Annotated in this window: 5 protein-coding genes, 1 tRNA gene and 1 rRNA gene; 1 reads left to right on the top strand and 6 read right to left on the bottom strand. The window is 69.7% G+C overall.

What is annotated here, in order from left to right; all coding sequences use genetic code 11:
• Positions 1-274: 274 nt before the first annotated feature.
• From ABZT03_RS10395 to ABZT03_RS10385, 3 genes are all read right to left on the bottom strand, one after another.
• Positions 275-2,989 carry a DNA translocase FtsK gene (locus ABZT03_RS10395; RefSeq protein ID WP_356036327.1) on the bottom strand — a complete coding sequence of 905 codons (2,715 nt, stop codon included), beginning with the start codon at positions 2,987-2,989 and terminating at the stop codon, positions 275-277.
• Positions 2,990-3,110: 121 nt separating this feature from the next.
• On the bottom strand, positions 3,111-3,791 hold the full coding sequence (locus ABZT03_RS10390) for a response regulator (protein WP_356036324.1): 681 nt from the start codon (positions 3,789-3,791) through the stop codon (positions 3,111-3,113).
• A 306-nt stretch (positions 3,792-4,097) separates the two neighbouring features.
• Entirely contained in the window at positions 4,098-9,578 is a 5,481-nt protein-coding gene (locus ABZT03_RS10385) for a HAMP domain-containing protein (RefSeq protein ID WP_356036321.1), read from the bottom strand.
• A 405-nt stretch (positions 9,579-9,983) separates the two neighbouring features.
• Here ABZT03_RS10385 and ABZT03_RS10380 point away from each other — a divergent pair, with 405 nt between their 5' ends.
• Positions 9,984-12,737 (top strand): SpoIIE family protein phosphatase, encoded by a 2,754-nt coding sequence (locus ABZT03_RS10380; RefSeq protein WP_356036318.1) that lies wholly within the window; start codon positions 9,984-9,986, stop codon positions 12,735-12,737.
• Positions 12,738-12,787: 50 nt separating this feature from the next.
• Here ABZT03_RS10380 and ABZT03_RS10375 read toward each other — a convergent pair.
• The 3 genes from ABZT03_RS10375 to rrf all read right to left on the bottom strand — a co-directional run bounded on the left by ABZT03_RS10375 (position 12,788) and on the right by rrf (position 13,835).
• Positions 12,788-12,860: transfer RNA gene (locus ABZT03_RS10375), tRNA-Thr, on the bottom strand.
• Positions 12,861-12,939: 79 nt separating this feature from the next.
• On the bottom strand, positions 12,940-13,602 hold the full coding sequence (locus tag ABZT03_RS10370; RefSeq protein WP_356036628.1) for a DegT/DnrJ/EryC1/StrS family aminotransferase: 663 nt from the start codon (positions 13,600-13,602) through the stop codon (positions 12,940-12,942).
• A 116-nt stretch (positions 13,603-13,718) separates the two neighbouring features.
• A 5S ribosomal RNA gene (gene rrf / locus ABZT03_RS10365) occupies positions 13,719-13,835 on the bottom strand.
• Positions 13,836-14,018 lie beyond the last annotated feature (183 nt).

Genomic DNA, 14,018 nt, shown 5'->3' with positions numbered 1-14,018 from the left:
GCGTTTTAGCCGCCTGTGCTGGAGGTTCAGTCTAGGGGGGGTACGAAAGGGTGGGGCAACCGGACGGCGGACTTTGTACGCCATCGGAATGGCCGGACATCCCGACGGTGGAGCACGTGCTTGTTGTTTCCTTCAACTTGACGTACGCCGATGGGAAACGGTTGCTCAGTGATTTCTTACGGGTGAGTCACGATTGGACGACGGCGTCGGGGGCTGCCTTCACCTTTCCCCTTCACGCCTCCCCCTTCACGCCCGCCCCCCTGCACGGCTTCCCTTACGACTCCCCGCGAATCACGGCGAGCACGCCGTCCAGTTCGTCGGCCTTCACCAGAACGTCACGGGCCTTGGACCCCTCGCTGGGGCCGACGATGCCCCGGGACTCCATCAGGTCCATGAGCCGCCCGGCCTTGGCGAAGCCGACGCGCAGCTTGCGCTGGAGCATGGAGGTGGACCCGAACTGCGTGGAGACGACCAGCTCGGCGGCCTGGCACAGCAGGTCGAGGTCGTCGCCGATCTCCTCGTCGATCTCCTTCTTCTGCTTGCTGCCCACCGTGACGTCGTCCCGGAAGACGGGCGCCATCTGGTCCTTGCAGTGCTGGACGACCACCCCGACCTCGTCCTCCGTCACGAACGCGCCCTGCATACGGGTCGGCTTGTTCGCCCCCATCGGCAGGAACAGCCCGTCGCCCTTGCCGATGAGCTTCTCGGCGCCCGGCTGGTCGAGGATGACCCGCGAGTCGGCGAGCGAGGAGGTGGCGAAGGCGAGCCGGGAGGGCACGTTCGCCTTGATCAGACCGGTGACGACGTCGACCGACGGCCGCTGTGTGGCGAGCACCAGGTGGATGCCGGCCGCGCGCGCGAGCTGCGTGATGCGCACGATCGAGTCCTCGACGTCCCGAGGCGCGACCATCATCAGGTCGGCGAGCTCGTCGACGATCACCAGCAGGTACGGATAGGTCCTGAGCTCGCGCTCGCTGCCCTCGGGCGTCTTCAGCTTGCCGTCGCGGATGGCCTGGTTGAAGTCGTCGATGTGCCGGTAGCCGAAGGCCGCCAGGTCGTCGTAGCGCAGGTCCATCTCGCGAACGACCCACTGCAGCGCCTCGGCGGCCCGCTTCGGGTTGGTGATGATCGGGGTGATCAGGTGCGGGATGCCCTCGTACGCGGTCAGCTCGACGCGCTTGGGGTCGACGAGGACCATGCGCACGTCCTCGGGGGTCGCGCGGACCATGATCGACGTGATGAGGCAGTTGATGCAGGACGACTTGCCGGACCCGGTGGCGCCGGCCACCAGGACGTGCGGCATCTTCGCCAGGTTGGCCATCACGTAGCCGCCCTCGACGTCCTTGCCGAGCGCGACCAGCATCGGATGGTCGTCCTCGGCGGCCGCGGCGAGCCGCAGCACGTCACCGAGGTTGACCATCTCCCGGTCGGTGTTGGGGATCTCGATGCCCACGGCGGACTTCCCGGGGATCGGCGAGATGATCCGCACGTCCGGGCTGGCGACCGCGTAGGCGATGTTCTTCGTCAGCGCGGTGATCCGCTCGACCTTCACCGCCGGGCCGAGCTCGACCTCGTAGCGGGTGACCGTCGGCCCGCGTGTGAAGCCGGTGACGGCGGCGTCGACCTTGAACTCGGTGAAGACGTTCGTCAGCGAGGCGACCACGGCGTCGTTGGCCGCGCTGCGCGTCTTGCCGGGGCCCCCGCGCGTCAGGAGGTCGAGCGAGGGCAGCGCATACGTGATGTCGCCGGACAGCTGGAGCTGCTCGGCACGCGGGGGCAGCTCGCGCGGCGCCTCGGGCGCGGACTTGGTGAGGTCGGGGACCTCGGCCTTGAGCTTCTCCTGCCGGGGGCGCGCGGCCGGCACGGCCTTCGGGGCGGGGACCGGCGTCGACTCCTCGCGCTCCCCCACGGTGACGCCCTGGGTGAGGTCGGCGACCACCGGCGAGGGCGGCATGCCGTGCATGACGGCGCCGTCGAGCGCGGCGGCGGCCGCCGCGGCGACGTCCACGGCGTCCAGCGGGCGGTCCATGTCGGGCTGCGGCACGGCCGACCGGCGCGGGCGGCCACGACGCCGGGTGAGGGCCTCCTGCTCGGCGCCCTCGGGGTCGTAACCGTCGGAGGCCGGGCCGCGCCGCCGGGAGCGGGCGGGGGCGGGCAGCGACTCACGCCACTGGTCCTCGTACCGCTCGTCGTCCTCGTCGAGTTCGTCGAGCACGGGGTCGTCGATGATGCCCAGCTTCACACCGAGCAGCCGCAGCCGCTGCGGGATGGCGTTGACGGGGGTGGCGGTGACGACCAGCAGCCCGAACACCGTGAGCAGCACGAGCAGCGGTACGGCCAGCACCTCGCCCATGGTGTACATCAACGGGGTCGCCGCTCCCCAGCCGATGAGTCCGCCGGCGTCCCTTATCTCCTGCATGCCGGCGCTGCGGGCGGGCGCGCCGCAGGCGATGTGCACCTGGCCGAGCACTCCGACGACGAGCGCGGACAGGCCGATGACGATACGGCCGTTGGCCTCGGGCTGCTCGGGGTGCCGGATGAACCGTACGGCGATCAGCGCGAGCAGTATCGGCACGAGCAGGTCGAGCCGGCCGAACGCGCCGGTCACCAGCATCTCGACGAGGTCGCCGACCGGGCCGCGCAGGTTCGACCAGGTGCCCGCGGCGACGATCAGGGCGAGACCGAGGAGCAGGAGCGCGACCCCGTCCTTGCGGTGCGCGGGGTCGAGGTTCTTCGCGCCCTGCCCTATGCCCCGGAACACCGCGCCGACGGCGTGCGCCAGGCCGAGCCACACGGCGCGCACCAGCCGGTAGACGCCCCCGGTGGGACTGGGAGCGGGCCTGGGCGCCGGCTTCCTCACCACCGCCTTCCTGGCGGGTGCCTTCCTGGGGGGCGCCTTTTTCGCGGCGGCCTTGCGCACCGGAGCCTTCGCGGGAGCTGCCGCCTTCTTCGCGGGCTGCTTCTTGGCTGCCGAGGGACGTGAGGCCATAGGTGCGAGGTTACCGGTGCGGAGGGCGACGGACACGTGTGACCGCCGCTTCACCCGTTCGTGTCGCCGCGGGGAGGGCGCCGAGCTGACGCGCGCTCACGCGCCGGGCCCGGCGCGTGAGTCAGTTCTGCGACGGCAGGGACGACGCGGTGCCCGTACCCGGCTCCAGCGCGTCCAGCGCCCGCCGCAGGCCCGTGAGTTTGCGCTCCAGATGAGCCGCCGTGGCCACCGCGGCCGCGTCCGCCGACTCGTCGTCGAGCTGCTTGGACAGCGCCTCCGCCTGCTCCTCGACGGCCGCGAGCCGCGCCGACAGCTCGGCCAGCAGGCCCGCCGGTTCCTTCGCCTCGCCCGTCACGGCCTTGCCGCTGCCCTCCAACTGGAGCCGCAGCAGCGCCGCCTGCTCCCGCAGCTGGCAGTTCTTCATGTACAGCTCGACGAACACGGAGACCTTCGCGCGCAGCACCCACGGGTCGAACGGCTTGGAGATGTAGTCGACCGCGCCCGCCGCGTATCCGCGGAAGGTGTGGTGCGGCCCGTGGTTGATCGCGGTGAGGAAGATGATCGGGATGTCGCGGGTTCGTTCTCGCCGCTTGATGTGCGCGGCGGTTTCGAATCCGTCCATGCCCGGCATCTGGACGTCCAGCAGAATGACCGCGAAGTCGTCCGTGAGCAGTGCTTTGAGCGCTTCCTCCCCGGACGATGCCCGCACCAGCGTCTGATCGAGCGCAGAGAGGATGGCCTCCAGCGCCAGCAGATTCTCCGGCCGGTCATCGACCAGGAGGATCTTGGCCTTCTGCACCATGGCCCGCCCTCCTCGTCCCGGAAGTGCACCGGGCGCCGCCCCGGGGGACGACTCCTTCGCGCCGCCCGCCCTTGTGCCGGTCATGGTAGCCGCACCCCGCCTGTCGCCACACCCTGTCACCGCGATGTCACTGTGCACGTAGCAGAAACGTAGCGGGAGACCAGAAGGTTCCCGGAATCCCGTGCTTCTACACGACCTCGGCCACACTGAGTCAGCAACTCCGTGTGAACTCCCGCCTTCCCGTTCCGCGCGCGGGAAACCCGCTCACACGGAACGGGACCGTACTCCGCCCCTTCCCGTCCCGCCTCACGCCCCCCGCATCCACTGATCCATCACCGTCAGCAGGTGATCGGGGTCGACCGGTTTCGTCACGTAGTCGGAGGCGCCGGACTCGATCGCCTTCTCCCGGTCGCCCTTCATCGCCTTAGCGGTCAGCGCGATGATCGGCAGCCCCGCGAACTGCGGCATCCGGCGGATCGCGGTGGTCGTCGCGTACCCGTCCATCTCGGGCATCATGATGTCCATCAGGACGACCGTCACGTCGTCGTGCTGCTCCAGGACCTCGATGCCCTCGCGGCCGTTCTCGGCGTACAGCACCGACAGGCCGTGCTGCTCCAGCACGCTGGTGAGCGCGAAGACGTTGCGGATGTCGTCGTCGACGATCAGCACCTTCTCCCCGCCGAACCGGATGCCGCGGCGCGGCTGCGGCGCCGGCTCCGGCTCGCCGGCCGCCCACTGCTCCTGCGTCCCCCGGTACTCCAGCGCGGGCACACCCCGGCGGCGGCGCCGGAAGAGCGCGGCGGCGCCGTTCTGCGTCTCCTGGTACGACTTCACCTCGGCCGGCGTCTCGATCTCCACGTCGGACAGCTCGGACTGGTCGGCCCGGTCGTGCGCGGAGGCCACCAGCTCCCGGGCCTCCAGCGCGGGGGCCAGCTGCTGGTAGCCCTGCGGCGGCAGTTCGCTCGGGTGCAGCGGCAGGTACAGGGTGAACGTCGAACCGCGTCCGGGCTCGCTCTGCGCGTGGATCTCGCCGCCGAGCAGCTGGGCGATCTCCCGCGAGATGGACAGCCCGAGGCCGGTACCGCCGTACTTGCGGCTGGTCGTGCCGTCGGCCTGCTTGAACGCCTCGAAGATCACCCGCATCTTGCTGGCCGCGATGCCGATCCCGGTGTCGGTCACCGAGAACGCGATCAGGTCCCCGTCCGCGTCCCGCAGCGAACCCGTCTCCAGCAACTGCTCGCGGATCGCCACCGGAACGTCACCGCCGGCCGGCCGGATCACCAGCTCGACCGACCCGGAGTCGGTGAACTTCACCGCGTTCGACAGCAGGTTGCGCAGCACCTGGAGCAGTCGCTGCTCGTCGGTGTGCAGGGTGGCCGGCAGTTCGGGCGACACCCGCACCGACAGGTCGAGGCCCTTCTCCGCGGTCAGCGGCCGGAAGGTGGCCTCCACGTAGTCCACGAGCTGGACCAGCGCGATGCGGGTCGGGGAGACGTCCATCTTGCCCGCCTCGACCTTCGACAGGTCGAGGATGTCGTTGATCAGCTGGAGCAGGTCGGAGCCGGCCCCGTGGATCGTCTCCGCGAACTCCACCTGCTTCGGGGAGAGGTTGCCCTCCGCGTTGTCCGCGAGCAGCTTGGCCAGGATCAGCAGCGAGTTGAGCGGTGTGCGCAGCTCGTGCGACATGTTGGCCAGGAACTCGCTCTTGTAGCGCATGGAGACGGCGAGTTGCTCGGCGCGCTCCTCCAGGACCTGCCGAGCCTCCTCGATCTCGGTGTTCTTCACCTCGATGTCACGGTTCTGCTGGGCCAGCAGCTCGGCCTTCTCCTCCAGTTCGGCGTTGGACGCCTGGAGTGCCTTCTGCCGGTTCTCCAACTCCGCCGACCGCTCCCGCAGTTGCTCGGTCAGCTCCTGCGACTGCCGCAGCAGCACCTCCGTCTTGGTGTTGACGGAGATGGTGTTGACGCTCGTCGCGATCATCTCGGCGATCTGGTTCAGGAAGTCCTTCTGGATCTGCGTGAACGGCGTGAACGACGCCAGCTCGATGACCCCGAGCACCTTGCCCTCGAAGAGCACCGGAAGCACGATCACCTGCGCGGGCGGCGCCTCACCGAGCCCCGAGGAGATCTTCAGATAGCCGCTGGGCGCGTTCTCCACCAGGATCGTGCGCTTCTCCTCGGCGGCCGTCCCGATGAGCGCCTCACCCGGCATGAAGGAGGTCGGCATGGAACCCATCGAGTAACCGTACGAGCCGAGCATCCGCAGCTCGTACTGCTCCTCGCTCTCCGCGCTGACGTCCTTGCCGTCGAGCAGCGGCATGGCGACGAAGAAGGCGCCGTGCTGCGCGGTCACCACCGGCGTCAGCTCGCTCATGATCAGCGAGGCCACGTCCTCCAGGTCACGGCGGCCCTGCATCAGGGCGGAGATACGGGCGAGGTTGCCCTTGAGCCAGTCCTGCTCCTTGTTGGCGATCGTGGTGTCGCGCAGGTTGGCGATCATCTTGTTGATGTAGTCCTGCAGCTCCTGGATCTCGCCCGCCGCGTCGACGTCGATCTTCAGGTTCAGGTCACCGCGGGTGACCGCGGTCGCCACCCGGGCGATGGCGCGCACCTGCCGGGTCAGGTTCCCGGCCATCTCGTTCACCGACTCGGTGAGGTCGCGCCAGGTGCCGTCGACGTCCCGCACCCGTGCCTGCCCGCCGAGCTGGCCCTCCGTACCCACCTCGCGGGCGACCCGGGTGACCTCCTCGGCGAAGGAGGAGAGCTGGTCGACCATCGTGTTGATGGTGGTCTTGAGCTCGAGGATCTCCCCGCGCGCGTCGATGTCGATCTTCTTGGTCAGGTCGCCCTTGGCGATGGCGGTCGTGACCATCGCGATGTTGCGCACCTGACCGGTCAGGTTGGACGCCATCCCGTTGACGGACTCCGTGAGGTCCTTCCACGTACCGGCGACACCGGGGACGCGCGCCTGCCCGCCGAGGATGCCGTCCGTACCCACCTCGCGGGCCACCTTGGTGACCTGGTCGGCGAACGAACTCAGGGTCTTCACCATGGTGTTGAAGGTGTCGGCGAGCTGCGCCACCTCACCGCGCGCCTCGATCGTCACCGTCCGTGTCAGGTCCCCGTTGGCGACGGCGGCCGCGACCTGGGAGATGTTGCGCACCTGCACGGTCAGGTTGTTGGCCATCAGGTTGACGTTGCCGCTGAGGTCCTTCCAGATGCCCGTGACGCCGGGCACGTGCGCCTGGCCGCCCAGGATGCCCTCGGTGCCCACCTCACGGGCCACCCGCGTCACCTGCTCGGCGAACGACGACAGCTGGTCGACCATCGTGTTGACGGTGGTGACGAGCTCCAGGATCTCGCCCTTCGCGTCGACGGTGATCTTCTTCGACAGGTCGCCCTTGGCGACGGCCGTCGTGACCTCGGCGATCTGGCGCACCTGGATCGTCAGGTTGTTCGCCATGAAGTTCACCGACTGGGTGAGGTCCTTCCAGGTGCCGGAGACTCCCTGCACCTCCGCCTGCCCGCCGAGCTCGCCCTCCGTGCCCACCTCGCGGGCCACGCGCGTGACCTCCTCGGCGAACGACGACAGCTGGTCGACCATCGTGTTCAGGGTGTTCTTCAGCTCCAGGATCTCCCCGCGCGCGTCCACGGTGATCTTCTGGGACAGGTCACCGCGGGCCACCGCCGTGGCGACCTGCGCGATGTTGCGCACCTGTGCGGTCAGGTTGCCGGCCATGCCGTTCACGGAGTCCGTCAGGTCACGCCACACACCGGCGACGCCCGGCACCTGCGCCTGACCGCCGAGCCGGCCCTCGGTGCCCACGTCCCGGGCCACCCGGGTCACCTGGTCGGCGAACGCGGAGAGCTGGTCCACCATCGTGTTGATGGTGTTCTTCAGTTCCAGGATCTCCCCGCGCGCGTCGACGTCGATCTTCTGCGACAGGTCGCCCCGGGCCACGGCCGTCGTCACCTGGGCGATCTGCCGCACCTGGGACGTGAGGTTGCCGCCCATGAAGTTGACGGAGTCGGTGAGCTCCTTCCACGTACCGGACACGCCCGGCACCACGGCCTGACCGCCAAGCCGGCCCTCGGTGCCCACGTCCCGGGCCATCCGCGTGACCTGGTCGGCGAACGCGGAGAGCTGGTCCACCATCGTGTTCACGGTGTTCTTCAGCTGCAGCATCTCGCCGGAGACGTCCACGGTGACCTTCTGCGACAGGTCGCCGTTGGCCACGGCCGTCGTCACCTGCGCGATGTTCCGCACCTGTCCGGTGAGGTTGCGGAACGCGGTGTTGACGGAGTCCGTCAGGTCCTTCCACGTACCCGCGGCGCCCGACACCTGCGCCTGGCCGCCCAGCTCACCCTCGACTCCGACCTCGCGCGCCACCCGTGTGACCTCGGCACCGAACGCGGAGAGCTGGTCCACCATCCCGTTGACGGTGTTCTTCAGTTCCAGCATCTCGCCGGCCACGTCCACGGTGACCTTCTGCGACAGGTCACCGCTGGCCACGGCCGTCGTCACGGCGGCGATGTCCCGCACCTGGATGGTCAGGTTCCGGAAGACCGTGTTCACCGAGTCGGTGAGGTCCTTCCAGGTCCCCGCCGCCCCCGGCACGTTCGCCTGCCCGCCGAGCCGCCCCTCGGCACCGACCTCGTTGGCCACCCGGGTGACCTCGTCCGCGAAGGTCCGCAGCGTCTCGGTCATCTGGTTGATCGTGTCCGCGAGCTGCGCGACCTCGCCGCGCGCCGACACCGTGACCTTCTGCGACAGGTCACCGTTCGCGACGGCGGTCGTGACCTGGGCGATCCCGCGCACCTGGGCCGTCAGGTTGCCGGCCATGAGGTTCACCGAGTCGGTGAGGTCCTTCCACACACCCGCCACACCGGGCACCTGCGCCTGGCCGCCCAGCTCGCCCTCGACACCCACCTCGCGCGCGACCCGCGTCACCTCGGAGGAGAAGGACGACAACTGGTCGACCATCGTGTTGACGGTGTTCTTCAGCTCCAGCATCTCGCCGGCCACGTGCACCGTGACCTTGCGCGACAGATCACCCTTGGCGACGGCGGTGGTCACCAGCGCGATGTCCCGCACCTGGGCCGTCAGCCGGTAGGCCATCGTGTTGACGGACTCCGTGAGGTCCTTCCACGAGCCGGACATCCCGCGCACCCGGGCCTGTCCGCCGAGCTTGCCCTCGGTGCCCACCTCGCTGGCCACGCGGGTGACCTCGTCGGTGAACGTCGACAACTGGTCGACCAGGTTGTTGACGGTCCTGCCGACCTTCAGGAACTCCCCGCGCAGCGGATGCCCGGTCCCGTCCGGGGCCTGCGTGCGCAGCTCCATCCGAGGCGACAGATCGCCCTCCGCCACCGCGGACAGCACCCGGCTGACCTCGGACACGGGCCGCGCGAGATCGTCCACGAGGGCGTTCGAGGCGTCGATGGCGGCCGCCCAGGAGCCCTCCGAGGAGCCCGTCTCCAGCCGTTCCGTGAGCTTTCCCTCACGGCCCACCATCCGCCGTACCCGCGACAGCTCACCCGTGAGGTGGAGATTGCGGTCGGCCACCTCGTTGAAGACGGCCGCGATCTCCGACATCACCCCGTCGCCGGACACCGTGAGCCGCTTGCGGAAGTTCCCGTCCCGCATGGACACCAGGGCGGCCAGCAGCCGGTTCAGGGCTGCCGTGTCCACCGGAGTGGTGCCGTTGCGTGGTGTACGCCGGTTACTCAGGGACTGTCCGCCTTTCGCGCGCGTTTTGGTGCCCCGCGTCGCTTCGCCAGACTCCACTGTGTCCCTCCCGCAGGGGTCGACCGTTACCGCTGTGCTCCGGCATCCCTGGTGGGCGTACCGGTTACTGCCGCGTGGTGGCGCCTGATGCCGCGCCCCACCGCGTTCTCCGGCCGGGCATGACGAACCACGTCACGGGGTTGCTGCCCGCCATACGCGGTGGACACTCGGCCTGCCCGGACCTTCTCCTGAAGCCTGCCCAGTGTTTCACCCCGGCCGAACCAGGCCATAACAGTTCGGCAGCTTCGCACATCGTCCGCACACCTCCGGGCGGAAACACCGGTGACCGGCATCCGCACGGGCAGGGAAGGTAAGTAACCTTGCATGCGGCTGTCCAGCCACGCCGGTCCGTCCGGCCTGGGCGGTGGCACGAAACGAGCGGGCATCGGAGGGGCGGCCGCACACATGACCACCGGACTGATCCCGGGGGAACAGCCCTCGGACCCCCGGCCGACCGGAACACTGCCGCAGCAGCGGCACGAACCGGTCGGCCAGGCAGCCCTGCACGCCGACAACCGGTCGAGGAGTTCAGTGATCACCGCGCGCGCGGCCGCCAGCTTCGAGCCCCTCGGACGATCGGTCGCGAGCGCCCGCTCCTTCGTCCGTGACACCCTCCAGGGCTGGGGCTTCGCCGACATCATCGACGACGCCGTGGTCCTCACCAGCGAGCTGGTGACCAACGCCGTGGTGCACGCCGGCACCGCCGCCGACGTCCTGTGTCTGCGCAGCGACGACGGCGTACGGATCGAGGTGGCCGACCACTACCCCGAGCGCGAGATCCCCCTGCAGGGCTCGCCCGTCAACATGGGCAGCCCCGACCGCGAGGGCGGGCGGGGCCTTCAGCTCTGCGCGGCGCTGGCGGGCCGCTGGGGGGTGGAGTACACGCCCACCCGCAAGCAGGTCTGGTTCCAGCTCGCTCTCCCCGGCCGCCCGGTGGGCGCCCGCGCCGCCGGCCCGCTGCTGCCGCCCGAGCTGCTTCCGCTCGCCGACGGCCGGGTCCGAGTCGCCGTCGTCCAGATCGACCGCACCGGCGCCATCACCGCCTGGAACGAGGACGCGGAGGAACTCTTCGGGTACGCCGCCGAACAGGTCACCGGCAAACCGCTGACCGACCTCGCGGCCTGGCCGCACACGCCGGGCACCGGCACCGGCATCGCGGACGCCCTGCGGCTCTCCCGCTGGGAGGGCAGCTACGGCATCAGGGACTCCAACGGCCGGGTCAGCTCCGTCTACGCCTCACACCTCCGGGTCCGCGACACGACCGGCGAGCCCTCCACGGTGTGCCTGCTGGTCCGGGACCACGAGCGGGCCGTCCTGCAGACCCCGCTGCGCATCCCCGTCACCGACACGGGTGGCGTCTCCGACGGGCAGAACGCCGACCCCTTCGAGGTGTTCATCGGCTCCCCCGCCCCCGACGACCTCGACGGCCTGCTCCAGCGCACGGTGGAACGCGCCCGCGACATGCTCGACGGCGACTCCGCGTTCCTGCTGCTCGCCACCGACGACGAGACGGAACTGGAGGTCCGCGCCTCCACCGGCCTGCCCTCCGCGCGCCAGCGGTTCGCCCGCGTCCCCGTCGAGGCCGGTCCCGGCCGCTACGGCTCGGCCCGCATGCCGGCCGTCCACGAGGACCTCTCCGCCGTACCGGGTGCCGTACCGCTCCTCAGCGGCACCGGCATGCGCTCGGTCGTGACGGTCCCCCTGAAGGTCGAGGGCCGCCTGACCGGCTCGCTCGGCGTGGCCGCCGAAGGCCCCGGCAGATACTCGAACGAGGAGGCCCTGCGCCTCCAGTTCGCCGCCGACCGCATCGCGCTGGCCGTCGAGTCGGCCCGCCTGGGCGAACTGGAACGCCTGCGCCGGGGTTCCCTCAGCTTCCTCGTCGAGGCATCCGACCTGCTGGCCGGCACCCTGGACCGCGATCAGACCCTGGCCCTGATGGCCCAGATGACGGTCCCGACCCTCGCCACCTGGTGCGCCGTCTACACGATCGCCGACCAGGCGTCCGAGCCGTACCTCTCCTACGTCCTGCACGAGGACGAGGAACTCATCGACGGCATCAAGTCCCTGCTCTCCAAGGTCCCGCCGCCCGACCCGGTGCCCACCCCTGGCGCCCGCGTCTGGTCGGCGCCCGGCGAGGCGGCGCACCGCGCGGCCCTGCGCAGTTCCATGCGCAGCCTCGGGCTGAGCGGCGGCCCCACGCACCAGGTCGCCTCGGGCATCGGCCCGACCCTCGCCACCGCGTCCGCGGTCGGCGGCGAGACGGTGGTCCTCCCGCTGGTCGCCCGCAACCGGGTCATCGGCATGCTGACCCTGGGCAAGCCCACCGACGAACACTTCCGCCAGGAGATCCTCGAACTGGCCGAGGACCTGTCCCGACGGGCCGCCCTGGCACTCGACAACGCCCGCCTGTACTCCGAGCGCACGGCCATCAGCCAGGCCCTCCAGCGCAGTCTCCTGCCGCCCGAACTCCCCATGATCGAGGGCGTCGAGGTGGAGGTCATCTACCGCGCGGCAGGCGAGGGCAACGAGGTCGGCGGCGACTTCTACGACCTCTTCCCCATCCGCGACGGCGCCTACGGCTTCGCCATCGGGGACGTCTGCGGCACCGGCCCGAACGCGGCAGCGGTGACGGGCCTGGCCCGCCATGCCCTGCGGCTCCTCGCCAGGGAGGGCCTCAGCGGTCCCGCGGTCCTGGAGCGCCTCAACTCCGCCATCCTCGACGAGGGTGCCCGCAGCCGCTTCCTCACCCTTCTCTACGGTGAGTTGTGGCCCCAGCCGGACGGCAGCGCGAAGCTGAAGGTCGTCTGCGCGGGCCACCCGCTGCCGCTCCGCCTCCGCCAGGACGGCACGGTCGAGCCGGCCGCCGAACCCCAGCCGCTGCTGGGCGTCATGGAGGACCTGGAGCTCTACGAGGAGACGGTCACCCTCGATCCCGGTGACGTCCTGCTCTGCGTCACCGACGGTGTGACGGAACGCCGGGAAGGCACCCGCATGTTGGGCGACGACGGCCTCAGCGACGTCCTGACGACCTGTACCGGTCTGACGGCCGGCGCGGTGGCCGCTCGCATCATGCGCGCGGTGGAGCGCTTCGCTTCTGATGCCCCGTCCGACGACATGGCCATTCTGGCGATGCGCGTACCGGGTCTGCAGAAGGACTGAAAGAGGGCATGCGAAAGGCCCCGCCCGAATGGGCGGGGCCTTTTCGTCGGAGCCCCCAAACGGAATCGAACCGTTGACCTTCTCCTTACCATGGAGACGCTCTGCCGACTGAGCTATGGGGGCCGGTCACCCGGCCGAGGTTTCCCTCGTGGCAACGGGATAGATCATACCCCGGCGGGACCGCTGCTCCCAACCACGATCATCAGTAGGCCGTCTGCAGCAGGCCGCCTAGCGCGTTGCAGGCGCCCACGATCCGTTGCATGTCCCGCTTGGTCAACGCGGCGTCCACGGGCAGCGCGAGAGTCTCGTCGGCGGCCCGTTCGGTGTCGGGCAGCGACAGGCACCGGCGGAACTCCGGCAGCCGGTGCACGGGCGTCTTCACCGGCACCCGGCAGTCGACTCCCCTGCCGCGCAGGGCCCGTGCGAAGGCGTCCCGGTCGGGCCGTCCGTTGCCGGGCACGCGGACGACGTACTGCTGGTAGGTGTGCCCGTCCCCGTCGTCGGGCGTCAGCACGCCTCGCAGCCGCGCGTCGAGATAGGCGGCCCGCTGCCGCCGCTGCGCGATCTCGTCGTACGGCGGCTCGGATTCGCGCTGCTGGAGCACCAGCAGCCCGTGCCGCTGCCCGACGTCGTGCAGCCGCGCCATGTCGGCGGGCCGGCCGAACCGGTGGACGACAACGACGGCCGCCGTCCGGGGAGTTATGGAGGCCTCGACGGCGGTCGCGTCGAGGCAGTACGTCGCCGGGTCTATCTCGGCGAACACGGGAAGCCCGCCGGCCAGCACCACGGCCTCGGCGACTTCCACGTTCCCGAAGGCCGGTACGACGACCTCGTCACCGACTCCGACGCCGGCGGCCCTGAGCATTGCTGCAGTACCCATACCGTGCATGCTGGGCGCGGAACGTGAACTGCAGGTGACGCACAACAAAAAAGGGTTGGACCCTGAACCGAAGTTCAGGATCCAACCCTTTTTGAATAATTGTTCGGCGGTGTCCTACTCTCCCACAGGGTCCCCCCTGCAGTACCATCGGCGCTGTAAGGCTTAGCTTCCGGGTTCGGAATGTAACCGGGCGTTTCCCTCACGCTATGACCACCGAAACACTATGAAACAGACAACCGCACCGTTGTGTGGCACAACGGGGTTGTTCGTGGTTTCAGAACCAACACAGTGGACGCGAGCAACTGAGGACAAGCCCTCGGCCTATTAGTACCGGTCACCTCCAGCGGTTACCCGCCTTCCAGATCCGGCCTATCAACCCAGTCGTCTACTGGGAGCCTTAA

Origin of the sequence: Streptomyces sp. NPDC005574 (assembly GCF_040605435.1) — a bacterium.
Lineage (GTDB): Bacteria > Actinomycetota > Actinomycetes > Streptomycetales > Streptomycetaceae > Streptomyces.
This window is presented reverse-complemented; position numbering and strand designations above follow the sequence as displayed.